We start from the raw sequence: 26,275 nt of genomic DNA on the forward strand, positions 1-26,275 counted from the left end.
CGGGAGGTTTCCCGGTGAAGGTGGCCGGGAAAGTGGATTGCGGTAGACTTGCCGGCCACAAATCGGCTATCGGTTACCAGGAACTGGGAACGAATAACTAGGAAATCGCGACGTGGCAGCATCTTCGCCCGAACAGGATTCAAAGGATCAGACTCCGCAGGCCCAGAAAGATAGCCCGCAACGGGGGCTATTGCGCGGAACATCCGTGGTCGGTGGTGCCACATTGTTGTCGCGAGTGATGGGGTTGGCACGGGACGTGGTATTTGCGCGACTGACCGGTGCCAGTGACGCGGCGGACGCCTTCTTTGTGGCGTTCAAAATCCCCAATTTCTTCCGCCGGCTATTCGCCGAAGGCGCTTTTGCCCAGGCGTTCGTTCCGGTGCTGGCCGAATATCGACAGAATGGTGGTCTTGCCGCGGTCCGAGAGCTGAATGACCGAGTGGCCGGCGCCCTGGGTGGCACTCTGTTACTGGTGACCCTGTTCGGTGTGTTGTGCGCGCCGTTGGTTGCCGGCATTTTTGCCTTCGGCTGGTGGTGGGGCGGCAACGAGCCACAGAAATTCGCCATGGCCACCGAAATGCTGCGCATCACCTTTCCTTATCTGATGCTGATTTCGCTGACCGGCTTTGCGGGGGCCATCCTCAATAGCTTCGACCGCTTCGCGATTCCGGCGCTGACGCCGGTTCTCCTGAATCTGGTGTTGATTGCCGCGGCCACGGTAGCCGCCGGCTGGTTTGAGCCACAGGTGATGGCGCTCGCCTGGGGGGTGCTGGTCGCAGGCGTCGTGCAGCTGCTGTTCCAGATACCATTCCTGATGCACCAGGGGTTGTTACCGCGCCCGAAGTGGGACTGGCAATACCCAGGGGTGCGCAAGATTCTGCGCCTGATGGCGCCGGCCATTTTTGGCGTATCCGTGACCCAGATCAGCCTGGTGCTGGACACAGTGTTGGCATCTTTCCTGCCCACGGGGTCGGTGACCTGGCTTTATTTCTCCGATCGTCTGGTCGAGCTTCCGCTGGGGGTGTTTGGGGTTGCTGTGGCCACGGTAATCCTGCCGAACCTGTCCCGTCAGCACGCCGGCGGAGATCCGGTAAAATTCCGTCACACCATCGATTGGGCCTTGCGCAGCGTCACCCTGATCGCACTGCCCGCCGCGGTTGCGCTGTTTGTGTTGGCCGAGCCCCTGCTCACCGTGCTGTTCCAGTACGGCAACATGACCCCACGGGATATGACCATGGCTGCCTGGTCATTGCGTGCGTATACCTTCGGCCTTCTTTCTTTCATGCTGATCAAGGTGCTGGCACCCGGCTACTTCGCCCGTCAGGACACGGCCACCCCGGTAAAATTCGGACTGATTGCCATCGCCTCGAAAATGGTGCTTAGCCTGCTGTTTGTGGTCCCGTTGCATATGTATTTCCAGCTCGGCCACATGGGACTGGCTGCGGCCACTGCCGGACAGGCGGCGATCAACGCCTTCCTGTTATATCGTGGTTTGCGTCAGGGCGGCGTCTACGCGCCGGAGCCCGGCTGGCGGGGTTACTTGGTGCGCCTGCTGCTGGCGAATTTGGCTATGGCGGCCGTTTTGCTTTCCATACTCCACTACTGGCCCGCCTGGAACGAGTGGGCCTGGTGGGAGCGCGCCTGGCGCATGGGCGCCCTGGTAGCCGTCGGTGGTGCCACCTATGGCCTTATCCTGCTGGCAAGTGGCCTGCGGCCGCGACATTTTCGCGCCGCTTCATGACCTCCGACGGTGCCCAGAAGCCATGGAAATCCGGTATACTGCGCCGCTTGATTTTGCAATGGCGACGAAAGGTGGTTGAAGCACTGTGACCGAGCAACGGGAGCTGATTCGCGGGCTGCACAACCTGCGGCCGCGCCACCAGGGCTGTGTGGCCACCATCGGTTCATTCGACGGTGTACACCTGGGCCACCAGGCCATCATTACCCAGTTGCGGGCGCGGGCGGCGGAACACAAACTGCCCTCGGTAGCGATAGTCTTCGAGCCCCAGCCCCACGAGTATTTCTCGGGCGAGAAAGCGCCAGCGCGGTTGATGCGCTTTAAAGAGAAGGTGCTGGCGCTGTTCGATGCCGGCGTAGACCGGGTGCTTTGCCTGCAGTTTAACGAGCGCCTGCGCAGCCTGAGTGCCGATGCATTTATCCAGCAGGTGCTGGTCGAGGGCCTCGGCGTGCGCCACCTTGTAGTGGGTGATGACTTCCGTTTCGGCTGTGATCGCAGCGGCGATTACGGGTTATTGCAAAAAGCAGGGGCCAATGCTGGTTTCAGTGTTGAAGACACCGCGACCCTGGAAATAGCGGGTGAGCGGGTAAGCAGCACGCGTATCCGCGAAGCGCTGCAGAATGCAGATTTTGAATTGGCCGAGCAGCTGTTGGGCAAACCCTACAGAATCACCGGCCTGGTAGCCCGCGGCCGCGCCTTGGGCCGGCAGCTGGGCGCTCCTACGGCGAATGTGCGGTTACACCGCTACCGTTCGCCGTTGGTGGGGGTGTACACCGTCACTGCCAAGCGCACAAACGGCAGTCCAATGAGTGGCAGCTGTATGGAAGTCGCCGGCGTTGCCAATGTTGGCTTCCGCCCAACGGTAGAGGGCGAAGGTGCAAAGCCACTGCTGGAAGTGCACCTGTTCGATTTCAGCGGCGACCTGTACGGCCGCGAAATCGCGGTTACCTTCTGCCATAAATTGCGCGATGAAGAAAAGTTTGAGTCTCTGGAAATACTCAAGCAGAAAATCGCCGACGATATCGAAAACGCGAAAGTCTGGTTTGCGAATCGCAAACTTGCTTGAGTAACAGGAACTACCTTTTCGTATCTGACAGCGCCGAAAGTTCAGATGCGAAGACAGACCGCCGGGTACAGGTTTTCAGGAGCGTCGGCGACAGGACGTCGCCGCCGCAGCGCCCAGGGATGGGTTCATAGCGATCCTGAAAACCTGTACCCGGTGGTCTGTTGCCACAGCCCTTGGTTAAGTGGGGCCCCGAAACCCGGGATCAGAACTCTGGTTCGAGTCCGGTGGCGCGGAAGCAATGGGTATCAGGTTTCAAAATCGCTGCGAGTACATCCATGTACGCTCCGGCGGTGACGTCCCTGTCACCGACGGTTTTGAAACCTGATCCCCATTACTCCCGCTTCAATTTTTAGTTTCGTGCTCCGTAAGCTCGGGAGCTTCGAGAAAGCGCGAAACGCAGATCATATTAGTGAAAATTTCTGAGCTACAACCGAAGTAGATAGCCAATGACCGATTACAAAGCGACCCTGAATCTTCCCCAGACCGACTTTCCCATGCGTGGCAACCTGCCCAACCGGGAGCCGGAGATTCTGAAAAAATGGCAGGAAGGCAAGCTTTACGAAAAGATTCGTGAAGCCCGTGCCGGTCGTGAACAATTTATCCTGCACGATGGCCCTCCCTACGCCAACGGCGATATTCACATCGGGCATTCGGTTAACAAGATCCTGAAAGACATCATCGTCAAGTCGAAAACCCTTAGCGGCTTCGACGCTCCCTACGTGCCCGGCTGGGACTGCCACGGTCTGCCCATCGAACACAAGGTCGAGCAGAAAGTCGGCAAAGCCGGCGTCAAGGTGGATCACAAAACCTTCCGTCAGAAATGCCGCGAGTACGCCGCCAAGCAGGTAGAAGGTCAGAAGAAAGACTTTATCCGTCTCGGCGTATACGGCGAGTGGGACAACCCCTACCGCACCATGGACTTCCAGTTCGAGGCAGACATCATCCGCGCCCTCGGCGGTGTGGTGAAAAATGGCCACCTGTCCCGCGGCTTCAAACCGGTTTACTGGAGTGTGGTGGGCGGTTCCGCGCTGGCGGAAGCGGAAGTGGAGTACCAGGATAAAACCTCCTTCTCTATCTACGTGAAATACCCGGCCACAGAAGAAACCGCGCTGGCAATCGCCGATGCCGCGGGTGGTCATGCCGGTGATGGCAAACTTTCCGTCGTGATCTGGACGACTACTCCCTGGACCCTGCCGTCCTCCCAGGCGGTTTCTGTCAACGCGGATCTCGAATACGTAGTAGTGCAGGTGGGCGACGAGCGTTTGCTGGTTGCTGCAGAATTGAAAGATGCCGTGCTGGAAGCCGCTGGCGTGAGCGGTGAAGTGGTAGGTCGGATTCAGGGCGCCGCACTTGAGCACCTGAAGGTCAACCATCCTTTCTATGACAAGCAGCTGCCGATCATCCTCGGCGACCACGTCACCACCGACGCCGGTACCGGCTGCGTCCACACCGCGCCGGATCATGGCCCGGATGACTTCAATGTGGGTAAGCGCTACGGCATCGAGACCCTGAACTACGTCGATGACAATGGTCTCTTCCGCGATGCGGTACCGCTGTTCGCCGGTGAGCACGTGTACAAGGTGGACGGCAAGATTGTCGAGCTATTGAAAGAAAAAGACGTACTGCTGTTTGAGGACAAGCTGGTACACAGCTACCCGCACTGCTGGCGCACCAAAACCCCGCTGATTTATCGCGCGACTCCGCAGTGGTTCGTGAGCATGCAACAGAACGACCTGCTCGAGCATGCGCAGAAAGCGGCGGATGAAGTGCAGTGGATTCCCGGCTGGGGCAAGGCGCGCATTGATTCCATGCTCGACGCCAGCCCGGACTGGTGTATCTCCCGTCAGCGCACTTGGGGCGTTCCTATCGCGCTGTTTGTACATAAAGAGACCCATGAAATTCATCCGGATACCCCTGCGCTGATGGAAAAGGTCGCGCAGAAAGTCGAGCAGGGCGGCATGGACGTCTGGTTCGAGCTGGATGCCAAAGAGCTGCTGGGCGACGATGCGGATAACTACCAGAAGGTCACCGACACCCTGGATGTGTGGTTCGACTCCGGTGTGACCCACTACGCGGTACTGAATCGCCGTGAAGGACTGCGCTTCCCGGCGGATCTGTACCTGGAAGGATCTGACCAGCACCGCGGCTGGTTCCAGTCGTCCCTGAAGACTTCTATCGCTATCAACGACTGTGCACCTTATAAGCAGGTACTGACCCACGGTTTCACTGTGGACGCGCAGGGCCGCAAGATGTCCAAGTCCATCGGCAACGTAGTGGCACCGCAGGACGTGATCAACAAGATGGGTGCGGATGTGCTGCGCCTGTGGGTGGCTGCGACCGATTTCAGTGGCGAGATGGGGGTTTCCGACGAAATCCTTAAGCGCACGGCGGATTCCTATCGCCGCCTGCGCAACACCGCGCGCTTCTTCCTGTCCAACCTGGCCGGCTTCGACCCGCAAACAGACCTGTTGCCGACAGATGAACTGCTGGCACTGGACCGTTGGGCGCTGGAGCAGGCTGCGAAGCTGCAGGAAGAAATTGTCGGGGCTTACGACCGCTACCAGTTCCACCAGATTTACCAGAAGCTGCACAACTTCTGTGTAGTGGAAATGGGTGGTTTCTACCTGGATATCATCAAGGATCGTCAGTACACCACCCAGGAAGACAGCGTTGCGCGTCGCTCTGCACAGACTGCGCTGTACCACATTATGCAGGCCTTCGTGCGCTGGGTTGCGCCGATCCTGAGCTTTACTGCGGAAGAACTGTGGCAGTTTGTACCGGGCAACAGCGAAGACAGTGTGATGCTGGCGGAGTGGCACGAATTCCCGGAACTGCCGCAAAACGCGGAAATGGATGGCGAATTCTGGGATGCCATCGCTGATGTGAAAACGGCAGTGAACAAGGTGCTTGAGGAGCAGCGCGGTGCCGGCAATATCGGCGGCTCTCTGCAGGCGTCCGTCACCCTGTTTGCGGACCCGGCACTGCAGCAGAAACTCGATTTACTGAAAGACGAGCTGCGCTTCGTGCTGATTTGCTCATCGACCTCTGTGCAGCCAATTTCTGACGCCGCCGGCGCCGAAGAAACCGAGCTGGCGGGTCTGCGTGTCGCCGTTCACAAGGTGGATGCGCCCAAGTGCGGTCGCTGCTGGCACTACCGTGAAGATGTGGGCAGTAACAGCGAGCACCCGGAACTGTGTGGCCGCTGCGTGGAGAATGTGAGCGGCAAGGGTGAGGTGCGCCACTATGCCTAGAGTTCTCTCTTCCCCCTGGCGCTGGTACCTGCTGGCGCTGGTAGTGATCGTTATCGACATCGCCACCAAGGTGTGGGCGGTAGAGCGCTTTATGTACGGCCCGGCGCTGCAGATTATCCCCGGTCTCCTGCAGTTTACCTATGCGGAGAACTACGGTGCGGCATTCAGCTTTCTCGCCGATGCCGGCGGTTGGCAGCGCTGGTTCTTTGGTGCCGTTGCGGTGATTTTCAGTGGCGTGGTCGTTGTCTGGATCAAGCGACTGCCGGTAGAAAAACGCTGGGAACCGATCGCCCTGGGGCTGATTCTAGGCGGTGCCCTCGGCAACTTGTGGGATCGTATGGTACTGGGCTACGTGCGCGATTTTATTTCCGTTTATTACGGCAGCTGGCACTTCCCGGTATTCAATGTCGCGGACATGGCCATCTCCGTCGGTGCCGCCATGCTGGTTATCGAGCTGTTGTTTTTCAAAGACAAAAGCGAAGAGCCCGGCAAGAACGGCGCAGAAGTGTAAGAATTCAGAGCAGTTTATGAGTAATAACGTAATTGGCGAACACAGCCGTGTAACCCTGCATTTCTCCCTCAAGTTGGACGATGGCTCCGAGATCGATTCCAACTTTGAGGGCGAGCCGGCCACGTTTATGGTGGGGGACGGCAACCTGTTGCCCGGTTTTGAACACGCCCTGTTCGGCCTAAAGGCTGGCGACGAGGCGGAAATTGAGATTCCCCCGGAGGCAGGTTTCGGCCAGCGCAACCCGTCCAATATCCAGAAAGTGAAGAAAGGGCATTTCTCACCGGACATGGAATTGGAGGAGGGGCTGGTTGTCTCCTTCGATAATGGCGACGGCGAACTGCCGGGCGTGATCCGGGAAATTGGCGAAGACGATGTGGAAGTGGACTTCAACCACCCGCTCGCCGGCCAGACCGTATTCTTTCACGTGAAAATTCTCGAAGTGGCCTCCGTCAACTAATTGTTTGGTTAGAAAGGTCAAGGACAACGCAAGATGCAAATTCGCCTCGCCAATCCCCGCGGTTTCTGTGCCGGTGTTGATCGCGCTATCGACATCGTCAACCGTGCCCTCGATGTGTTCGGTGCACCCATCTACGTGCGCCATGAAGTAGTCCACAACAAATTCGTAGTGGATAGCCTGCGCGAGCGCGGTGCGGTATTTGTCGACGAGCTGGATGAAGTGCCGGACGATGTGATTGTCATCTTCAGTGCCCACGGCGTGTCCAAGGCGGTGCAGCAGGAAGCGGCCAGCCGCGGGCTGAAAGTTTTTGATGCTACCTGTCCGCTGGTGACCAAGGTCCACATGGAGGTGAGCAAGTTCAGCAGCGACGGCAGCGAGTGCATCCTGATCGGCCACGAGGGCCACCCGGAAGTGGAGGGCACCATGGGGCAGTACGACACCGGAAATGGCGGTGCCATTTATCTGGTGGAAGACGAGCAGGACGTGGCGCAGCTGGAGGTTGAGGACCCGGATAATCTCACTTTCGTTACCCAGACGACTCTGTCTGTAGACGATACTTCCCGGGTGATTGATGCCCTGCGGAGCAAATTCCCCAACATCCGTGGCCCGCGCAAGGACGATATCTGCTACGCCACCCAGAATCGTCAGGATGCGGTGAAGCAGCTGGCGCTGGAGTGCGATCTGGTACTGGTGGTGGGTAGCCCCAATAGTTCAAATTCCAATCGACTACGAGAGCTGGCCGAGCGCTGTGGAGCCGAAGCCTATCTGGTCGACGGCCCGGAGTGTATCGATGCGCGCTGGGTCGAAGGCAAGAACACTATCGGAATCACCGCTGGCGCTTCCGCACCAGAAGTGCTGGTAGAACAGGTGATCCAGAAATTGCGCGAACTCGGTGCCGATGCTCCCAGCGAAATCGTAGGCACCCCGGAAAACATCAGCTTCAGCCTGCCGAAAGAGTTGCGGGCCTGATACGTCTCGCTTAGTTGCCTGCCGCTTGCTGGCAGTCGGTGGAGGATGCACGGCTGTGCCGCACTCTTCCGCTGCGGGCCAGCACCAGCCGAAAGCCCTCTCCACCGCCAGTGGGGCATACGGTAAAGGTGCCGGCCTGAAAGCCACCACCGGATGCGCTTCCGGCGAACCGGCTCTCCCCACTGCCAACAAAAGATACATAATTGGCGAGAGGGTTGTTGGCGTAAATGCTGGCCCCGGTTACAGCGCCACTAGTAAACAACAGCTCTTCACCTGAATCCCGCACCCCGTCAAAATCCCGATCAAGAAATACTTCCCAGCCGGTATTCCAGCTGCCTAGATGCCGAATGGTCGCGCGCCGATTTACGGTGACGGCTTTCGCCCTGGTCAGCTGAATGGCCTGGTAGAGCTGGTCTGCGGCTGTGCGGGTGCGACTGGATTCAACCTGGTTGGTAAAGCTGGGTATACCGACCGCAGCGAGAATCGCCAGTATGCTGAGCGTGACCAGTAGCTCAAGCAGCGTGAGGCCTCGAGAGTGCACTTTTCTTCCCTGAAATGTGTGTAAATTTTAATCGGTTGCCTTCCTGGCAACCGTTTGCTCCCCTGATCATACCGCTTGTCGACTGCGCGTCTGCGTTGTGCGATCGACATGGTAGGGTGCGAAAAAATTATCATCGGGGTCGCTGTATATCCACCGGGTTCATCGGGTTAAACTGGTCCAAAGAGGAATCTGCGCCAGTATTTGGTCGCTTTCTGTACCAGGTTGTGCAAAAAGTGAGTGACTCGTGAGTGGTACTTTTACGCAGAACTTTTCCGGTAAAAATATAAAAATTGTCCCGTTTATAGGAAGGGGAGTTTTCCATGGGGTTCAAACAGCGGGGGCTAACCCTGATCGAATTGATGGTAACGATGGCGGTCCTTGCGATTGTCGTGGCCATCGCTATCCCCAATTTTAATACCATGGTCGCTAACAACCGTACTTTGTCGCTGGGGGAAGACATGGCGACTGCCCTGAGTTTTGCTCGCACCGAGGCCGTTAAACGTGGGGCTCGGGTGTCTCTCTGCGGCAGTACCGATGGCGCCGCCTGCGATGGTTCTTTTGCAGATAGCTGGCTAGTCGTAGTGGATAGCGCGGCCTCTGATGATGCTGCTGCGGTTACTGTGGATACGGTACTGAGACAATGGGAGGCGCCGGGCACTAATGAAGCCGTGGCGGCTTCCCAGGGCGGCAATGCGGTGACGTTTATCCGCTTTACCCGTAAGGGTATGTTAGGGCGCTCTGCAAACGGAGCCGTAACGATCAATGCGAGTGCCAGTGGATGTGTGACAGCCAGAGATGTCACTGTGGGGGTTGCGGGCCTGCTGAATATGGCAAAAAGCACCACCGGCTGCCCATAAAAGTGTAAGGGAGTAACAGAGTGAACAAACAACAGGGTGCAGGACTGATTGAAGTGTTGGTTACCGTACTGATTCTCGGAACCTCGCTGTTGGCGCTGGCTGCACTGCAGAGCCGGTCCCTGCAATATAACCATAGCGCTTATCTGCGCTCTCAAGCCAACATTCTTGCTTACGATATCCTGGATCGAGTGCGCATCAATCGCGCCAATATGTCGGCCTACTCCCAGACGATGGCTGCAGACAAGCCAAGTGGCACTACCACAGCGCAAACCGATATGTCGGAATGGTTAACCAACATTGAAACCATGCTTCCCGGTGCCGATGGCGCGGTGCAATGTGTGGCTGCAAGTGGCCTGTGTACGGTGACTGTACAGTGGGCTGAGCAGAACAGTTCCGGCGAAGCGAGCGAAGATCAGGGCTCCTTCGTTTATACCACTCGAATTTGAGGTCGCAATGCGTATGCGTAACCAACGCGGTATTTCTCTGGTCGAACTGATGATCTCCATCACCATCGGCCTGATTTTGATGACAGGGGTAGTGCAGCTGTTTTTATCCAGCCGCGCTACCTTCTCTACCCAGCAGGCCCTTTCCCGCGTGCAGGAAACCGGCCGTTTGGCTATGGAGTTTCTCGCGGATGATATCCGTATGGCGGGTTATATGGGGTGTATGAGCCGGAATTTGAATTTCCACAATACCCTGAATAACGCCAGCAGCCTGCAATATGACTTTGGTGTTTCGATTGAGGGCCTGGATGATGTCGGTGCGACCCCTGACGCTGAGTATCCCGCGAATATCTTGCAAGGCACCGATGCACTGGTCGTCCGCAGTGCCGGCGGAAACAGTGTCGGAGTGACCAAGAACAATGACAGCGCACAGCTGTTTGCCGAGAACACCGGCGTGACGGCCACCTGTGATACGGGTGAGGATAGCTTCAGTGGGCTGTGTGAAAACGATATTCTCGTTGTCTCCGACTGTTCCAAAGCGCGGGTTTTTCAGGTGACCAACCTGCAGACGACGGGCGGAACGCTCGAAGTCAATGTCGTGCATTCTGGTGCGGACGCGGACCCCGGAAATGCCGAGACGTCTTGGGGCGGGAATAGTAATCCGGAAGAAACCTTTGGCCCGGATTCTGAAATCATCAAGATGAATACCTCGATTTACTACGTCGCCGCTGGTACGTCCGGCATGCCCAGCCTGTGGCAGCAGATTAATGGTGGTACGGCGCAGGAACTACTGGAAGGCGTGCAGGACATGCAGCTGCTTTATGGTCGTGATACTTCAGGCGATAACGTACCTGATACCTATCAAGAAGCGGATGTAATTACCACAGCCAATGCCTGGGAAGACGTATCCGCGGTGCGCGTTCAGTTGTTGGTGCAGAGTACCGACGACAATGTGCTTGAGGATGCCCAGCCGTACACGTTTAACGGAACGACCAATAATGCCCCCGGCGACCGCCGGTTACGACAGGTATTTATTAACACTGTCGGTATCCGTAGTCGTTTGCCCTGATAATCAATAAATGATCGCTGGATAGAATAATGCAAGCTAATTCGAACCTTGGATCGGTTAGTCGCTCGCTCGGGAAACAAAGGGGAATGACCCTTATTGTCGGGCTGATTATGGTGCTGTTAATGACGCTGGTCGGTATGGCTGCGATTCGCGGCAGCAATATGCAGGAGTTAATGGCCGGTAATATGCGTGATCGCAACCTCGCATTTCAGGCGGCGGAAGCCGGCCTACGGCAAGGTGAGAACCTGCTGACCAATGCCACTCTACCTGTATTTGATGGCACAACTGTCGGTTTGTACGACGCCATTGATGGCTCCAGCAGTACCGGCTTTTGGGACACCTATGGTTGGGCCGCGGCCTCCGCGACGACCAGCATGGGCTTGGAATATGTGACATCCCAGCCGCGCTATGTGATTGAGGAGGTTACCAGCTCCTCAACTCTGAGTATGGATGGTGGTGCGATCGACTTTGCAAGCACGCTGAAAACCGAAGATACGACTTTTTACCGCGTAACCAGTCGCGGAGAGGGGGGTACCAATGGTGCCGTCGTTATTCTGCAGTCCACATACAAACGCTGAGTTTGGCAGAGGAAAGAATTCATGGCCAAGAATGTGATCATCAAAAAGTTCAGTAGTGCGTTAGTGGCGACCCTTTTGTCTCTAGGAGCTTCTCACAGCGCTGTCTCCCTGGATCTGGCGCAAAGTCCGCTGTTTCTCAGTAACGGTGCGCCGCCGAACGTGATGTTTATCATTGATGATTCGGGCTCCATGCATTTTGAAATTACCCCGGAAGAGTATCGACGGGATACAGCTTATATTTTTCCGCGCGCGGACGGTGTGTATGGGAATAACGGATACAACCAGACTGAAAATGGCGATTATCAGGTACCCACTGTAGATAGTAATAATGCATACAATGCTCTGACCCGATCGCCTCAGTACAACAAAAGTTATTATGACCCTTCGGTAACTTATACGCCTTGGGTAAAGTACGACGGGAGCCTGTACCCTAATGCCACACCTAGCTGCGCATTGCACAATCCCGAAAATACCGGGGACTGTCCCAGTGGTACTGACTCGGTAAATGAAAATGCCCGGGATCTCACGGTGACCAACGGAAACTACAACAGCAATGGCTGGCGTAGTTGTAGCCAGGGGACTGACGGCAGCATAACCTGCAGCTCGACAAGTGAAGATAAGACTTACTGGCCCGCTACATACTTCTGGCACAGCGGAAGCGGTAGCGCGTGGGACTGGGACAACTATTCAAAGGTTGAAATCAGGTCTACTACGGCTACTTACACTGGTCATGACCGCACCGAGCGTACGGACTGTATTGCCGGAGTTTGTACCTACGATCAGGAAATCCAGAACTTTGCCAACTGGTATACCTATTATCGCTCGCGCACACTTGCGGCGCGTGCCGGTATCGGTCGCGCGTTTTCGGAGCAAGGCGAAGACATGCGCGTTGGTTTTGGCGCCATCAACAAGGGCAATGGTGATGTCGATGGCGTGAATACAGGCACTATCGTCGATGGCGTGCGAACCTTTTCTGGGTCCAACCGCCAGAACTTTTTCGACGAGCTATACGCCCGAGATGTACCCACTTCCGGTACCCCATTACGGCAGGCTCTCGATGATGCCGGGCAGTATTTTTCGCGCACCGATAACAAGGGGCCTTGGGGGGCGGACCCCGGTGTGGATGACAGCACTGGGCACCTGGCGTGTCGCGCCAGCTATACAATCCTGATGACTGATGGCTATTGGAATGGTAACCAGGCCGGCACCGTGGATGCTCGGGCCAACGTTGATGGTACTGCGGGTAGTGAAATAACGGGCCCAGAGGGTCAATCGTATACCTATAGCGCGGTATCGCCCTTCTCAGATAGCAACAGTAATACGCTTGCGGATGTTGCTATGTATTACTGGAGTCGGGATCTGCGAACTGACCTGAGCAATGATGTTCCGGTAAAGGATAGCAGTATTGACCCCGCGTTCTGGCAGCACATGGTCACTTTTGGCGTTGGCTTGGGGGTGGAAGGCTCTATTGATAGTGACGATGCCTTCGCGGCGATAGAGTCCGGTGACACCATCACCTGGCCTGACCCCAGCTCGGGTAATTCCGACAAGATTGATGACTTGTTGCATGCCTCGCTAAATGGTCGCGGTGGCTTCTTTAGTGCTGCAGACCCACAAGCTTTTGCAAGTGATCTGTCAGAGGTACTGGAAAACATCGTGGGTCGAACTGACGGCTCTGCGTCTTCGGTAGCGACCAACTCCACCCGTCTTGGTACCGACACCGTGATTTATCAGGCGCTGTTTAACAGCACCAACTGGAGTGGTGAGCTGAGGGCCCTGAATCTGAACAGTGACGGTACCGTAGGTTCTACCAAGTGGAAAACGGACGATTCCAAATTCAGCAGCTATGCCATGCGTAACATCGTCACTTACAACGGTGGCGGTGTGGACTTTGCCTGGGCCAACCTCTCCACCGCACAGCAGGACGCATTGAAAGACGGTGGTACCGACCTCGAGGGCCAGGCACGGCTAAACTGGGTGCGCGGGCTGGATGTGACCGGGCTGCGGGATCGCGAATCAATTCTTGGCGATATCGTCAACTCGAGCCCGGTCTTTGCCGGCGACAAGAAATACAACTTCCACCTGCTTTCCGAGGAACTCGGAGGTCTGGCCTACGAGACTTATTACTCCGGTCAGAAGGAGAATCGCCGAGATGTGATTTATGTGGGCGCGAATGACGGTATGTTGCACGCGTTTGATGCGTCGACGGGATCTGAATTGTTTGCCTATATCCCATCAGGCGTGTACGAGCAGCTGGCAGACATGAGCGCCGCGGATTACGGAACCAGTACCAACCCACACGCATACAGTATGGACGGCAAGCTGTTCGTGGGCGATGCGTACGTCAATGGCGCCTGGAAGAATATTTTAGTGGGCTCTCTGGGTGCTGGCGGCCGGGGTATCTTTGCGCTCGACGTCACCAATCCGGATGGGTTTGACGAGAGTGACGTTTTGTTTGAACTTACCGAAGCAGAGTTTCCCGGCATCGGTAATATCATCGGCGAGCCAATCATTGCACCCACCAACGACGGCTGGAAGCTAATTTTTGGCAATGGCTATAACTCGGAAAATACCCGTGCCCGTCTTATCGCGATAGACCTGAATGATCCGCTCAATGAGACCCAGGTGATTGAGGTGAGCGATGCAAGTAACAACGGGCTCGCCGGCCCAGCACTTTTGACCAATGGTGATGGTGAAGTGGTGGCGGCCTACGCCGGCGACCTGTTGGGCAATATGTGGAAGTTTGATCTGAGTGCCAACAATGCCAGCAACTGGGACGTCGCATTCGGCAACGGTGGCGCCAAGGATCCATTTTTCACCGCGGTTGACCCGAATGGCAAAGTGCAGCCGATCACTGCCACCCCGACACTTGGTCTCAACAACCAGATGAGTGGTGCTGTCATGGTGTACTTCGGCACCGGCAGTTATATTTCCAGCGCGGATAATGCGGTAGGGGATGTGATAAACAGCTTCTACGCACTGGCGGACCAGGATGCCGTAATTAGTGGCCGTTTGGCGTTGATGGAGAAAAGCATTGCTACACAAGCGGATGGAACGCGCGATGTGCAGGACAACGAGACCACTTCATGGTGGGCCAACAAGAAAGGTTGGTACCTGGACTTGAGCTTTGGTGGTAGTGTCACTGGCGAGCGGATCACCAGTAAACCGCTGCTGGTTTATGATCGTCTGCTGTTCCCGACCCTGATCACCTCATCGGACCCCTGTTCATTTGGTGGCAGCGGCTGGTTGATGGAGCTGGTGGCGGTTGGCGACCGCTATGATAGCCACAGCATTTTCGGTGAAGATGGCGTGGAGGTAGATTACGCGGTAATCAGTTATTCTGACATTATCCGTGGCGGCGAGAAGGCTTATTTGCCAACCAGTAACATCAAAGGTGAACTGGATGTGGAAGAAGGTGACTTCCCGATTGATGCTGTGGGCCGTATGTCCTGGCGACAGTTGCGATAAAGAGAGAGAAAAATGAAAAGAGCAGAACGTGGATTTACCCTGATTGAGGTGATGATCGTAGTGGCGATCATCGGCATTATTTCTGCAATTGCGTATCCTTCCTATATGGAGTCGGTACGCAAGAGTAATCGTGCGGATGCCAAGGCTGCTTTGAATGATGTGTCGCAGCGTCTACAGCGCTGCTTTACCGCCTATAGTGACTACACCAATGCCAACTGCGCTTTAGGGCAGACACTCGTCGATGGTGATTCGGTCAATTCTGGTGAAAGGATGTATACGGTAACCGGCACCCTCACAGCGACGACCTTTACCCTGACCGCCGCACCGGTTACTGGGACAACACAGGCAGGCGACACCAAGTGTGGCAGCCTTACGCTGACTCAGGCCGGAGTAAAGGGCGCCTCCGGCTCGCTTGGTACCGATTGCTGGTAAATATTCAGGGATTTAAAGCGTGATTTTTTGAGAATCACGGAGAGAGTGACCCGGCTTCGTGCCGGGTTATTCGTTTTCCAGCCCCAGCTTTTTCAGCCGGTACCGCAATGATCGGAAGCTGATCCCCAGTTTTTCCGCTGCAGCGGTTTTGTTCCAGTGGGTCTGTTGTAAAGCGGACTCGATAGCGTCCCGTTCGATGGTCTGCAGGAAATCATCCAGGGTATCAAACCCAGCGACGGCAAACTGTCCGGCATAGGCCTCGCGGGGTGAATCCCACAGTTCTTCAGCGGGGGCCGCATGGCTCAGGTCGATGACTTTTTCCAGGTCTTCGTCGGCGGGTGCCGGCGGGGGGGCGGTCAGGTCGAGATCCTCGGCCCGAATGGTGCTTGACTCACACAGCGCCAGCGCACGCTCCAGAATATTCTCCAGTTCGCGCAGGTTGCCAGGGAAGTGGTAACCCCGCAGTGCGGAAATGGCATCGGCGCTTGCTCTGGGGGGAATGCCCTGGGTGCTTTGCGTAATGCGACGCAGCAGGTAGCGAGTCAGTAAGGGGATATCATCTATCCGGGTGCGCAGAGGGGGCACCGTCAGTTCAATCACATTAATGCGGAAGTAGAGATCACTGCGAAACAAACCGTTGCGTGTTTCGTTGGCGAGGTTTTTCTGCGTACTGCTCATTACCCGGATATTCACGGGCCTTGATGACTCGCCGCCACTGGGTGGGAAGCGCTTACTTTCAATGGTCTCCAGAAGCTTTATCTGAACCTCTTGAGGGAGCGCGGTGACTTCATCGAGGTACAGGGTGCCGCCATTGGCAGCGTGCAGAAGCCCACCCTTATCTTGATCGTCATTGCTTCCACCAAACAACAGCGGTTCCAGCTGCTGTGGCGGAATGGAAGAGCAGTGGACGGTCACAAACGGCTTTTCCGATCTGGGTCCCAGCTCATGAATGCAGCGGGCGGTCAGTTCCTTTCCGGCACCGCTTTCCCCTCTAATATGCACGGGGGCATCGCTACGAGCGACTTTCTCAATGGCGGTACGCAGAGCCTGAATAGCCAGGGATTGCCCCTGCAGCAGGGGTGGAAATTCCTGCTGTTGGAAGAAGCGATCCTCGCCGAGGCGCAGCGCCAGTTGCACCAGGGCGCGGAGGCGCTCGAGGTTGACCGGTTTGCTGACGAAGTCAAAGGCACCGAGTTTTAGCGCACTGATCGCGGTGTCCATATTGCCGTGTGCAGTTATGACGGCGACGGGGATAGATTGGTCTTTCGGGCGGTCCCGAATAGTTTCCACGAGTTCCAGACCGTCACCATCAGGCAGTCGCATGTCGGTCAGGCAAAAATCGTATTGCTTTTCCGACAGGCGTCTGCGGGCTTCTGCAATGGACATAGCCACGTCGGCACGAACGTTCATTCGGCGCAACGTCATTGAGATAAGGTCGCAGATATCGGGTTCATCATCTACGACCAGGGCGATGGGTTGACGGTCGGTCATATTCGTCGGCGTTATTATTGATCGACAATCACAAACTTCATTAGAAAATCTGTTCTACGTTAGCGAACTCTACCCTGAAGCAACTGCGCTTATGGCGGTCTCTACAACAGTACAGGTTCGCCCGGGTAGATTCGCATAATTCGCGGGCGATATACAGTCCCAGTCCTGCACCGGAAGGTTCGGTTGTGAAAAAGGGCTCAAATATTTTGTCCTTGTGCTCCTCGGCGACACCAGGGCCGATGTCGACAAAGTCCATCTGCGCGCACTCGCGCTGAGGATTGAAATGGACGCTTACGATAGCAAAATATTCACCTGTGGCCTTGCGAGAGTGGCGCACGGCGTTGTTGCATAAATTGGTTGCCACCTGTGCCATCTGATCGGGATCGAAGCGCGCGTATACCGGTTTAACCGGTAAGATCAGCGAAATCTGGTATTCCTCTGGAGATTCCCTATGGTAATCCTGCAGGAACTGCTTCACCCACTGACATAAATCGAGCACTTCGGTTTTTGGCGCCTGTCTGCGTGACAGCTGCATGACATTTTCTATTATCTGGTTTACTCGCCGGCTGTGCCTGCTGATGATCTCGGTAAGCTGTCGATCTTCACCTGTAATAGAAGTGGACTCGGCAAGTAGTTCCGCAGCGTGGTTGATGGCACTCAGAGGATTGCGTACCTCGTGGGCGATTGAGCCGGTAAGGCGGCCCAGGGAGGCAAGTTTCAACTGCTGGGCCTGCTGGGTCAGTTTGCGATTGTCTTCCAGAAAGACCAGGGTGCTGTCCCGCATATTGCTGGTCAGCTCGGTGAGGCTCGCGCGGATATCTGCTTGCCCGGCACCTTTGATTACCCCGCTGGCGCCCTTGGCCTGTTGCCGCAGTTTTACCAGACTTTCGAGTAACTCGTTTCCGGGCTGGCCGCCGCTCAAATGTTGATGACCGAGCAGCTGCTGCGCTGCGCGGTTGATCAGTTCTGTCTTACCATTTTCATTTAGTACCATTACTCCGGTGCGCATCTGCGCAACAATTTGTTGGGTGAGCCTTTGTTGTCTCACTGCCTGCCTGCGTTCTTTCTCCGCCTTTTCATTGGCCAAGCGGATGTGGGCGGACAGGTACTGCAGTGCGGTTACGCAAGTGAACAGGAGTATCCCCAGGCTGCCCGCCGAGACAATATCCTGGGTGCCCGCCTGGCCATACAGTATGCGGAACAGTTGCTGTGTAATGACCGCAATACTGGCGATGGCGGCGAGGAAGGCACCCATGCGTCGATCGAGGAGTAGTGACCCCACGGCACAGGTAGTGAGCAGCAGATAGCCGGTACCGGAGTTTAGGCCGCCACTGGCCTGTATCAACAATAGAAAGGCGAGTATGTCGCAGCTAAGGATACTGCCGATCCGCACCGGGCTGGTGCGAAACTGACTAGGGTAGAGAAACAGCAGCCAGGCGATATTCAGAATCGCGTAGCTAATGGCGGTATTGAAGTACAGTGCGGGAAACAGTGTGCCTACTGCGCCGCGGCTCAGCCCGGAAGCGAATAGCCCCAGCAGGATCAAGGCGATGACCACGCGGTACCATGCATATATTTTCAGCAGATCCCGCGGCAGCAAGTTGAGCTGGAAGCCGCCACCGACGGGTGGTGGTTGGCTCGTGGAAGTTGGTCTTGGGGATGTTTCCGTCGCTGAACCCGCTGGGGGTATACCATCGCGTTCGGAAGCGCTGATAGGGCGGCTGCTCACTTTTTATTCTCTTTTCGTGAGTGGGTACTGTGCGCCAGGGTGTTATGTCCTGGTCGGGGCGGCAGTGTTCGGGCCCGCAGATATTGTTTGCCCGGGCTCCGCAGCTACAATAGCCGCCTGAAATCTATGGGGTATAAAGATGTCTACTTTGCAGCTAGTGCTGGCGCAAATCAATCTGCTGGTGGGAGATATTCCCGGTAATACCGACCAGGTGGTCGAAGTCGCGCGGCGGGCGCATCGTGAATACGGTGCGGACATAGTGCTGTTCCCGGAGCTGACTCTGTGTGGTTATCCACCCGAGGACCTGTTGCTGCGCCCAAGTATGCAAAAGCGTATTGACGCGGCTCTGGCCAAGCTGAAGGAAGCTGACCTTCCCTGTGCGGTACTGGTCGGATACCCGCGTGTTATCGCTGGCACTGTGCTGAATATGGCAGGCCTCATTCAGGGGGGGGAGCTGGTGGCTGAGTATGCCAAGCAGAAGCTGCCCAACTACCAGGTGTTCGACGAGTTGCGCTACTTCGTGCCGGGCGAGCAACCCTGTGTCATCGATATCAAGGGAATTCCCACCGCGATCACTATCTGCGAAGACATCTGGCACCCCGAGCCCATTGCCCAGGCGGAGCGCGCAGGTGCCAAGCTGATGCTGAATATCAATGCATCCCCTTTCCATCGCGGCAAGGCCCAGGAACGTCTTGCGCTGCTTGCCCGACAGTCCCAAGCCGGCAAGATGCCCATTGTCTATGTGAATTCTGTCGGGGGGCAGGATGAGCTGGTATTCGACGGCGGCTCTTTTGCGGTAGACGCAAGTGGAGAGTTGTGCGCGCGTGCGCCGGAATTTGTTGAAAGCCTATTGCCGGTGACTGTTGAGGCTGAAGGCGATGGGGTCACCCTGGCAAAAGGCAACGACGCCAAGCCTCTGGAAGGGCTGGCCTCGGTCTATCAGGCCCTTGTGCTTGGTGTGCGCGATTACGTGAACAAGAACGGCTTCAAGGGTGTGGTTCTTGGGCTCTCGGGTGGTATCGATTCTGCGTTGACCCTGGCGGTGGCGGTGGACGCGCTGGGCCCGGACCGGGTGGAGGCGGTGATGATGCCGTTCCGCTATACCTCGGACCTGTCGAAAAATGATGCGGCCGACCAAGCTACCCGGTTGGGCGTCCACTATCGGGTGATCGGAATCGAGGGCATTTTCGATGCCGCCATGGCAGCACTGGAAAAGGAATTTGCTGGCAGCGAGCGTGACACCACCGAGGAAAACCTACAGGCCCGTGCCCGCGGTATGTTGCTGATGGCCATCTCCAACAAAAAAGGCTTTATGGTGCTGACCACCGGCAACAAGAGTGAGATGGCGGTTGGGTACGCCACGCTGTACGGGGATATGGTTGGCGGTTACAACGCACTCAAGGATGTGCCCAAGGTGCTTGTCTACGAGCTGTCCCGCTACCGCAACTCGGTATCGCCGGTTATCCCGGAAACCGTGATCACCCGTGAGCCCAGTGCCGAGCTGGCGCCAGATCAGATGGACTCCGACAGCCTGCCACCCTATGAGGTGCTGGATGAGATTCTGCGCCTTTACATCGACGAAGATCACAGCGCCGCTTACATCATTGGTAAAGGCTTTGACGAGGCAACCGTGATGCGAGTGGTACGGCTGGTGGATCGCAACGAATACAAGCGCCGTCAGGCGGCAGTTGGGGTGCGGATTTCCGAGCGCGGCTTTGGGCGCGACCGGCGCTACCCGATCACCAATGGCTGGAAAGCCGGCGAATAACGCCGACAGATACAGCCCCGTGAGGGCGAAACAAAAAGGCCCCGTCGGTTTCCCGGCGGGGCCTTTTTGTTTGAAGCGTACCCGCTTACAGCTCTGGCGGCAGCGGTGCTTCTTCCGGTCGATATTCGGCGTTGTACAGCTCGCGGCTATCGAACCCGCGGGGGTCTGACTTCTCGAACAGGCCCAGGGTTATGCGGTGGATAAAGCTGCGGCCACTGGCGCCGGCGTAGTACTTGTAATTGAAGCTGCCATCCTTGCGGAACGCCGGATGGTGCGGGTAGTTGGTGCGCAGCACCGACAGGGAAGTCGATTCCAGCTGCGGCATTTCCAGCAGGTGGTAAGACTGCACCATGACTGCCAGGGCATCGGGCACGGCAGGCGTCTGCTGGAAGTTCTCCACCACGTAGCGTCCGCGGTTGGCGGCTGCCAGGTAGGCGTTGCGCTTGAAGTAGTAGTTGGCCACATGAATCTCATAGCGTGCCAGCAGGTTGCGCAGATGGATCATGCGCTTCTGAGCATCCGGAGCGTAGCGGCTGTCCGGATAGCGCGCCATCAGCTGGGCAAAATAGGCAAAGGATTCCCGTGCAGAGCCCGGGTCACGGCGAGTCATGTCCGTTGGCAGGAAGCGTTCAAACAGGCCGCTGCCCTCGGTAAACGAAGCCAGTCCCTTCATGTAATAGGCATAATCCACGTTGCGATGCTGCGGGTGCAGGCGGATGAAACGGTCCGCAGCGGAGATGGCCGCATCGTTCTGGTAGTCGCGGTAATAGGCGTAGATCAGTTCCAGCTGGGCCTGTTCGGCGTAGTTGCCGAAGGGGAAGTTGTCTTCCAGGGCCCGCAGGTTCTTGATTGCCATTTCCCACTGGCTCGATTTGAGCTGCCGCTGGGCAGCTTCATAGAAGGCCTGTTCGGTCCGGTTGCCAGAGGGCAGACCCTCTTGTTCTTCATCCGTGCTGGCGCACGAGGCCACCAAAACGGCCAGCAATGCCAGCCACAGCGTTTTCCAGGCCTGATTATTCCAGGACCACATCGCCCCTCGCTCTATCATTATTTGTCTCAACCTTATTAAACTAGCCGCCCAAAATTCACCGGGGGCTGAAGGGCAGCTATTTAACCACAGCGTCCCCGCCAGCCCAAAGTATTAGACCCTCTCGGATGAGCAATCAAATACAACTCGATATTCAAGTGCCGGCAGAGTATGCCGGGCAACGGTTTGACCAGATCGCAGCGGATTTGATCCCTGACTACTCGCGCGCGCGTCTGCAGGCGTGGATCAAAGGCGGCCAACTCACGGTCGACGGGCGCTCCGGCAAACCCAAGGACAAGTTATTTGGCGGCGAACAGCTGCAACTGCGTGCGGAACTGGAGCCTCAGGGCGAATGGCAGCCCCAGCCAATGGACCTCGAAATCGTCTATGAGGACGACAGCCTGCTGGTGGTGAACAAGCCCGCGGGCCTGGTAGTACACCCGGCAGCGGGTAACCCCGACGGGACCCTGTTGAATGGTCTGCTGGCGCACTGCGCCGGGCAGCAGAATATCCCCCGTGCCGGTATTGTGCATCGCCTGGACAAGGACACCAGTGGCCTGATGGTGGTGGCAAAAACCCTGCAGGCACAGGCGGACCTGGTCGACCAGCTCAAGGCCCGCACCGTGAGCCGCCAGTACGACGCTATCGTACAGGGCACCCTGAGTGGCGGCGGGACTGTGGATGCCCCCATGGGGCGTCACCGCACCCACCGCCTGAAGATGGCGGTATTGCCTAATGCCGGGATGGGGGGCGCCAAGGAAGCGATTACTCACTACCGCCTGCAGGAGCGGTTTCGCGGCCACACACTGGTGCGCTGTCAGCTGGAAACCGGCCGCACCCACCAGATTCGCGTGCACATGGCGCATATCCGGCACCCGCTGGTTGGTGATCCGCTCTATGGCGGGCGCAACAAACTGCCGACGGGGGCAGAACCGGCGCTAGTCGAAGCGTTGCAACAGTTTCCCCGTCAGGCCCTGCACGCGGCGGAGTTGGCACTTATCCACCCGGCAACTGGAGAGCCCATGCACTGGTCGGCACCCATGCCGGAGGATATGCTGCAGCTGCTCGAGCTGATGCGCGCCGATAACGACTGAATGTAAACCCGAGAATTAACAGGACTGCCCATGGCTGCCGATCACTACCTTAAGCCCGACTGGCCCGTCCCGGCCAATGTGCGCGCCTTCGTTACGCTCCGACAAGGTGGCCACAGCGAGGGGGTCTATCAAGGATTCAATCTTGCAGACCACGTGGGGGATACGCCGGAGGCGGTCACGGCCAACCGGGAGCAGATGAAGCAGGAGCTGAATCTGCCCAGTGATCCCCAGTGGCTGGAACAAATCCACAGCGACAAGGCTGTGCAGGCACACAGCGATGGCAAGGTGCGAACAGCCGATGCCAGTTTTTCGACCGAGAAAGGTGTCGTGTGTGCAGTGCTGACGGCAGACTGCCTGCCCCTACTGGTGTGCAATCGCGGCGGATCGGAGGTGGCTGCGATTCATGCAGGTTGGCGTGGTCTGACTGGTGGGGTGATTCGCGAAACCATCCGCGCCATGTCCAGTGCGCCGGAGGACCTGTCGGTCTGGTTGGGGCCCGCTATTGGACCCCAAGCTTTCGAGTGTGGTGTTGATGTACTCGAAGCGGCATTCGAATCAGCCATGAGTGAATCCCACGCCGAGGCTATTACCAAGTGCTTTGTGCCCCACACGAGCAAGCCGTTGCACTTTCTCGCCGATATCTACGCTCTCGGTCGTGCCGAGCTCGCTGAGTTGGGGGTGACGCAGGTATTTGGTGGTGATCGTTGTACCGTTACCGAAGAGGCGAAATTCTTCTCTTACCGCCGGGATGGGGATACCGGGCGTATGGCCTCACTTATCTGGATTGAAAAGTAAGCACGTAGTTCTCCTGTTCGTTGTGAAAAGACCCCGCCCGGGGTATGTGTGCTTTGAATTTAAGAAGGTGTGCTGGGTGAAGGTTTTCGAAAGCGTCGGCGACAGGGATGTCGCCGACACAGCGTACATGGACGTATTCACAGCGGTTTCGAAAACCTTTGCCCAGTGCAGCTTCGCCACTTCACCTCCTTCGGGGCTGAAAACCAACAAAGCTTGAAAACCCGTCACCAGCCCGCAAATTGAAGATCAGCACTAGACTGTATTCGTCATTGCGTTTCCCAGCGCCGTTTTTTCCATTTTCCGGCGCGTCAATGATCATAAGAGGGCAAGAGCACCATGCGCATCGATCGGATGACCAACCCCTTACAGGCGGCAATAGCGGACGCACAATCCATCGCCGTGGGGCGCGACCACAATCAAATTTATCCCGAACATTTACTGCAGGCGCTACTGGATCAGTCCAACGGTAGTGTGACCGCCTTTCTGAATCAGGCTGGCTTTAACATCAACGGCCTGCGTAATGATCTTGCCAAGCGTCTCGACAATTTGCCTACCGTTAGCGCGCCGACCGGGGATGTCGGCATGTCCCAGGAATTGATGCGCCTGTTCAATCTGGCGGATAAGCAAGCCCAGAAAAACGGCGACAGTTTTATCGCCAGCGAAACCGTTCTGCTGGCAGCCTTTGATTCCGCTGCCGGTGAAGTATCCAAAATCCTCAATGCCCACGGCGACCTGAAACATCTGCAGGATGCCATTACCAAAGTGCGCGGTGATGAGAAAGTGAATGATCCGCAGGCAGAGGAGGCCCGTCAGGCCCTGGATAAATACACCATGGACCTGACGGCGCGTGCGGAAGCTGGCAAGCTGGACCCGGTCATCGGTCGCGATGATGAAATTCGCCGCACCATCCAGGTGCTACAGCGTCGCACCAAAAACAATCCGGTACTGATCGGTGAGCCGGGCGTTGGTAAGACCGCCATTGTCGAGGGGCTCGCCCAGCGCATCGTTAACGGCGAAGTGCCTGAAGGGCTGAAAGACAAGCGCCTGCTGTCGCTGGACCTCGGTTCCCTGTTGGCCGGCGCCAAATTCCGTGGGGAATTTGAAGAGCGGTTGAAAGCGGTACTGAATGAACTGTCGAAACAGGAAGGCCGTGTCATATTGTTTATCGACGAGCTGCACACCATGGTCGGTGCCGGTAAGGCGGAAGGCGCCATGGATGCGGGCAATATGTTGAAGCCGGCGCTGGCTCGCGGTGAGCTGCACTGCGTCGGTGCCACAACCCTGAATGAGTATCGCCAGTACATCGAAAAAGACGCGGCGCTGGAACGTCGCTTCCAGAAGGTGTTGGTGGATGAGCCCAGTGAGGAAGACACCATCGCCATTCTGCGTGGGTTGAAAGAGCGCTACGAGGTTCACCACGGCGTGGACATCACTGACTCCGCGATTATTGCTGCCACCAAGCTGTCTCAGCGCTATATCACCGACCGTCAGTTGCCGGATAAGGCCATCGACCTGATCGATGAAGCGGCGAGCCGTATTCGTATGGAGATCGACTCCAAGCCAGAGGAAATGGACAAGCTTGAGCGCCGCCTGATCCAGCTGAAGATCGAACGCGAAGCGGTGAAAAAAGACAAGGATGACGAGGCAGCGAAAAAGCGTCTGCAGAAGCTTGAGCAAGATATCGACGGCATCGAGAAAGAGTACGCCGATCTCGAGGAGATCTGGAAGGCGGAGAAAGCCAAGCTCGCAGGCAGTGCAGATATCAAGAACAAGCTCGAACAGGCCAAGCTGGATATGGATGCCGCGCGTCGCGCTGGCGATTTGACGCGTATGTCCGAAATCCAGTACGGAATAATTCCGCAGCTGGAGCAACAGCTTAAGCTGGCCTCCGATACCAGCGATACCAGCGACAACCAGTTGCTGCGCAATCGGGTGACCGATGAAGAGGTGGCGGAAGTGGTTTCCCGCTGGACCGGTATCCCGGTGTCCAAGATGCTCGAAGGCGAGCGGGAAAAGCTGTTGAAAATGGAAGGTGCCATACACGATCGCGTGATCGGGCAGGCCGAAGCGGTAGAGGCGGTATCCAATGCGGTGCGCCGCTCCCGTGCAGGTCTTGCGGATCCCAATCGGCCCAATGGTTCCTTCCTGTTCCTCGGCCCGACCGGTGTGGGCAAGACCGAACTGTGCAAGGCGCTGGCGGAATTCCTGTTTGATACCGAAGATGCCATGGTGCGCCTCGATATGTCGGAGTTCATGGAGAAGCACTCGGTCGCCCGACTGATTGGCGCTCCTCCCGGCTATGTCGGGTATGAGGAGGGTGGCTATCTCACCGAAGCTGTGCGCCGCAAGCCCTATTCGGTGCTGCTTCTGGATGAGGTGGAGAAGGCGCATCCGGACGTATTCAATATTCTGCTGCAGGTGTTGGAAGATGGTCGCCTGACCGACGGCCAGGGGCGCACCGTCGATTTCCGCAACACCGTAGTGGTGATGACGTCTAACCTGGGCTCAGACCTGATCCAGAAATACGCTAGCGCCAAAGACGACGATGAAGTGGATAGTGAGATCCACTACCGTCAGATGAAAGCGGCGGTGATGGATGTAGTGGGTAATCACTTCCGTCCGGAATTTATTAACCGTATCGATGAGGTAGTGGTTTTCCACCCCCTGGATCGCGCCGAAGTACGCTCCATTGCGGAGATACAGCTGCAGAACCTGCGCAACCGTCTGGCGGATCGGGATCTCAAGCTGGAAGTCTCCGAGGAGTTGCTCAACAAGCTTGCTGATGTCGGGTTCGACCCGGTATACGGCGCGCGTCCGTTGAAGCGCGCCATCCAGATGTGGATCGAGAACCCCCTGGCCCAAGATGTGCTGTCTGGAAAATTTGCTCCGGCCGACACCGTTCACGCAACTCTTGAAGGAGATAAAGCGGTTTTCAACAAATGACGCGCAGTTGACATGGTGGTAGGCCCACGGACGGGTCGGTGGTAATGG

20 protein-coding genes are annotated in these 26,275 nt (G+C 56.8%); 16 read left to right on the forward strand and 4 right to left on the reverse strand.

Annotation, left to right across the window (positions count from 1 at the left end; translation table 11 throughout):
- Positions 1-112: 112 nt before the first annotated feature.
- The 6 genes from murJ (at position 113) to ispH (ending at position 7,992) form a co-directional block, all read left to right on the forward strand.
- The gene (gene murJ, locus LC059_RS11955) at positions 113-1,741 is read left to right on the forward strand and encodes a murein biosynthesis integral membrane protein MurJ (protein WP_226704079.1); all 1,629 of its coding nucleotides are present in this window, start codon (positions 113-115) and stop codon (positions 1,739-1,741) included.
- An 85-nt stretch (positions 1,742-1,826) separates the two neighbouring features.
- Positions 1,827-2,804 (forward strand): bifunctional riboflavin kinase/FAD synthetase, encoded by a 978-nt coding sequence (ribF, locus tag LC059_RS11960; protein WP_226704080.1) that lies wholly within the window; start codon positions 1,827-1,829, stop codon positions 2,802-2,804.
- 446 nt (positions 2,805-3,250) lie between these two features.
- The gene (gene ileS, locus LC059_RS11965) at positions 3,251-6,055 is read left to right on the forward strand and encodes an isoleucine--tRNA ligase (protein WP_226704081.1); all 2,805 of its coding nucleotides are present in this window, start codon (positions 3,251-3,253) and stop codon (positions 6,053-6,055) included.
- On the forward strand, positions 6,048-6,566 hold the full coding sequence (gene lspA / locus LC059_RS11970) for a signal peptidase II (protein WP_226704082.1): 519 nt from the start codon (positions 6,048-6,050) through the stop codon (positions 6,564-6,566). The genes ileS and lspA overlap by 8 nt, the downstream gene beginning before the upstream one ends.
- A 16-nt stretch (positions 6,567-6,582) precedes the next feature.
- Complete coding sequence (locus tag LC059_RS11975; protein WP_226704083.1) at positions 6,583-7,023, forward strand: FKBP-type peptidyl-prolyl cis-trans isomerase; 441 nt, start codon at positions 6,583-6,585, stop codon at positions 7,021-7,023.
- A gap of 33 nt (positions 7,024-7,056) precedes the next feature.
- Positions 7,057-7,992: a 4-hydroxy-3-methylbut-2-enyl diphosphate reductase gene (ispH, locus tag LC059_RS11980; protein ID WP_226704084.1), complete on the forward strand. Its 936-nt coding sequence runs from the start codon at positions 7,057-7,059 to the stop codon at positions 7,990-7,992.
- 10 nt (positions 7,993-8,002) lie between these two features.
- On the opposite strand, the gene LC059_RS11985 is transcribed toward ispH, so the two are convergent.
- Positions 8,003-8,533, reverse strand: a complete 531-nt coding sequence (locus LC059_RS11985; protein WP_226704085.1) for a GspH/FimT family pseudopilin — start codon at positions 8,531-8,533, stop codon at positions 8,003-8,005.
- Positions 8,534-8,853: 320 nt separating this feature from the next.
- Between LC059_RS11985 and LC059_RS11990 the strand changes: the two genes are divergently transcribed.
- The 6 genes from LC059_RS11990 (at position 8,854) to LC059_RS12020 (ending at position 15,380) form a co-directional block, all read left to right on the forward strand.
- Positions 8,854-9,390, forward strand: a complete 537-nt coding sequence (locus LC059_RS11990) for a GspH/FimT family pseudopilin (RefSeq protein ID WP_226704086.1) — start codon at positions 8,854-8,856, stop codon at positions 9,388-9,390.
- Between the two features lie 20 nt (positions 9,391-9,410).
- Complete coding sequence (gene pilV / locus LC059_RS11995; RefSeq protein ID WP_226704087.1) at positions 9,411-9,836, forward strand: type IV pilus modification protein PilV; 426 nt, start codon at positions 9,411-9,413, stop codon at positions 9,834-9,836.
- A 7-nt stretch (positions 9,837-9,843) separates the two neighbouring features.
- Complete coding sequence (locus tag LC059_RS12000) at positions 9,844-10,902, forward strand: PilW family protein (RefSeq protein ID WP_226704088.1); 1,059 nt, start codon at positions 9,844-9,846, stop codon at positions 10,900-10,902.
- Between the two features lie 86 nt (positions 10,903-10,988).
- Entirely contained in the window at positions 10,989-11,480 is a 492-nt protein-coding gene (locus LC059_RS12005; RefSeq protein WP_226704089.1) for a PilX N-terminal domain-containing pilus assembly protein, read from the forward strand.
- Between the two features lie 21 nt (positions 11,481-11,501).
- Positions 11,502-14,948, forward strand: a complete 3,447-nt coding sequence (locus LC059_RS12010) for a pilus assembly protein (protein ID WP_226704090.1) — start codon at positions 11,502-11,504, stop codon at positions 14,946-14,948.
- Between the two features lie 12 nt (positions 14,949-14,960).
- Positions 14,961-15,380 carry a type IV pilin protein gene (locus tag LC059_RS12020; protein WP_319005104.1) on the forward strand — a complete coding sequence of 140 codons (420 nt, stop codon included), beginning with the start codon at positions 14,961-14,963 and terminating at the stop codon, positions 15,378-15,380.
- 66 nt (positions 15,381-15,446) lie between these two features.
- Here the strand turns inward: LC059_RS12020 and LC059_RS12025 are convergent, their stop codons facing one another.
- Positions 15,447-16,871, reverse strand: a complete 1,425-nt coding sequence (locus LC059_RS12025; RefSeq protein WP_226704091.1) for a sigma-54-dependent transcriptional regulator — start codon at positions 16,869-16,871, stop codon at positions 15,447-15,449.
- A gap of 40 nt (positions 16,872-16,911) precedes the next feature.
- Positions 16,912-18,600: a sensor histidine kinase gene (locus LC059_RS12030; protein ID WP_226704092.1), complete on the reverse strand. Its 1,689-nt coding sequence runs from the start codon at positions 18,598-18,600 to the stop codon at positions 16,912-16,914.
- A gap of 139 nt (positions 18,601-18,739) precedes the next feature.
- Here LC059_RS12030 and LC059_RS12035 point away from each other — a divergent pair, with 139 nt between their 5' ends.
- Positions 18,740-20,368, forward strand: coding sequence for an NAD+ synthase (locus tag LC059_RS12035; RefSeq protein WP_226704093.1), 1,629 nt, complete (start codon positions 18,740-18,742; stop codon positions 20,366-20,368).
- Between the two features lie 85 nt (positions 20,369-20,453).
- On the opposite strand, the gene LC059_RS12040 is transcribed toward LC059_RS12035, so the two are convergent.
- The gene (locus LC059_RS12040) at positions 20,454-21,398 is read right to left on the reverse strand and encodes an outer membrane protein assembly factor BamD (RefSeq protein WP_226704094.1); all 945 of its coding nucleotides are present in this window, start codon (positions 21,396-21,398) and stop codon (positions 20,454-20,456) included.
- Between the two features lie 125 nt (positions 21,399-21,523).
- Here LC059_RS12040 and rluD point away from each other — a divergent pair, with 125 nt between their 5' ends.
- From rluD to clpB, 3 genes are all read left to right on the forward strand, one after another.
- Positions 21,524-22,489 (forward strand): 23S rRNA pseudouridine(1911/1915/1917) synthase RluD, encoded by a 966-nt coding sequence (gene rluD, locus LC059_RS12045; protein WP_226704095.1) that lies wholly within the window; start codon positions 21,524-21,526, stop codon positions 22,487-22,489.
- A gap of 30 nt (positions 22,490-22,519) precedes the next feature.
- On the forward strand, positions 22,520-23,284 hold the full coding sequence (pgeF, locus tag LC059_RS12050; RefSeq protein WP_226704096.1) for a peptidoglycan editing factor PgeF: 765 nt from the start codon (positions 22,520-22,522) through the stop codon (positions 23,282-23,284).
- A 336-nt stretch (positions 23,285-23,620) separates the two neighbouring features.
- Complete coding sequence (gene clpB, locus LC059_RS12055) at positions 23,621-26,227, forward strand: ATP-dependent chaperone ClpB (RefSeq protein ID WP_226704097.1); 2,607 nt, start codon at positions 23,621-23,623, stop codon at positions 26,225-26,227.
- Positions 26,228-26,275 lie beyond the last annotated feature (48 nt).

Source organism: Microbulbifer elongatus, from assembly GCF_020524885.1.
Classification (GTDB): domain Bacteria; phylum Pseudomonadota; class Gammaproteobacteria; order Pseudomonadales; family Cellvibrionaceae; genus Microbulbifer; species Microbulbifer elongatus_A.

What these genes read in the sequence shown, in the direction of transcription:
- ileS (WP_226704081.1), top strand. Translation starts at nt 3,251, where the DNA reads ATGACCGATTACAAAGCGACCCTGAATCTTCCCCAGACCGACTTTCCC.
- lspA (WP_226704082.1), top strand. Translation starts at nt 6,048, where the DNA reads ATGCCTAGAGTTCTCTCTTCCCCCTGGCGCTGGTACCTGCTGGCGCTG.
- LC059_RS11975 (WP_226704083.1), top strand. Translation starts at nt 6,583, where the DNA reads ATGAGTAATAACGTAATTGGCGAACACAGCCGTGTAACCCTGCATTTC.
- ispH (WP_226704084.1), top strand. Translation starts at nt 7,057, where the DNA reads ATGCAAATTCGCCTCGCCAATCCCCGCGGTTTCTGTGCCGGTGTTGAT.
- LC059_RS11990 (WP_226704086.1), top strand. Translation starts at nt 8,854, where the DNA reads ATGGGGTTCAAACAGCGGGGGCTAACCCTGATCGAATTGATGGTAACG.
- LC059_RS12000 (WP_226704088.1), top strand. Translation starts at nt 9,844, where the DNA reads ATGCGTATGCGTAACCAACGCGGTATTTCTCTGGTCGAACTGATGATC.
- LC059_RS12005 (WP_226704089.1), top strand. Translation starts at nt 10,989, where the DNA reads ATGACCCTTATTGTCGGGCTGATTATGGTGCTGTTAATGACGCTGGTC.
- LC059_RS12010 (WP_226704090.1), top strand. Translation starts at nt 11,502, where the DNA reads ATGGCCAAGAATGTGATCATCAAAAAGTTCAGTAGTGCGTTAGTGGCG.
- LC059_RS12020 (WP_319005104.1), top strand. Translation starts at nt 14,961, where the DNA reads ATGAAAAGAGCAGAACGTGGATTTACCCTGATTGAGGTGATGATCGTA.
- LC059_RS12025 (WP_226704091.1), bottom strand. Translation starts at nt 16,871, where the DNA reads ATGACCGACCGTCAACCCATCGCCCTGGTCGTAGATGATGAACCCGAT.
- LC059_RS12035 (WP_226704093.1), top strand. Translation starts at nt 18,740, where the DNA reads ATGTCTACTTTGCAGCTAGTGCTGGCGCAAATCAATCTGCTGGTGGGA.
- LC059_RS12040 (WP_226704094.1), bottom strand. Translation starts at nt 21,398, where the DNA reads ATGTGGTCCTGGAATAATCAGGCCTGGAAAACGCTGTGGCTGGCATTG.
- rluD (WP_226704095.1), top strand. Translation starts at nt 21,524, where the DNA reads ATGAGCAATCAAATACAACTCGATATTCAAGTGCCGGCAGAGTATGCC.
- pgeF (WP_226704096.1), top strand. Translation starts at nt 22,520, where the DNA reads ATGGCTGCCGATCACTACCTTAAGCCCGACTGGCCCGTCCCGGCCAAT.
- clpB (WP_226704097.1), top strand. Translation starts at nt 23,621, where the DNA reads ATGCGCATCGATCGGATGACCAACCCCTTACAGGCGGCAATAGCGGAC.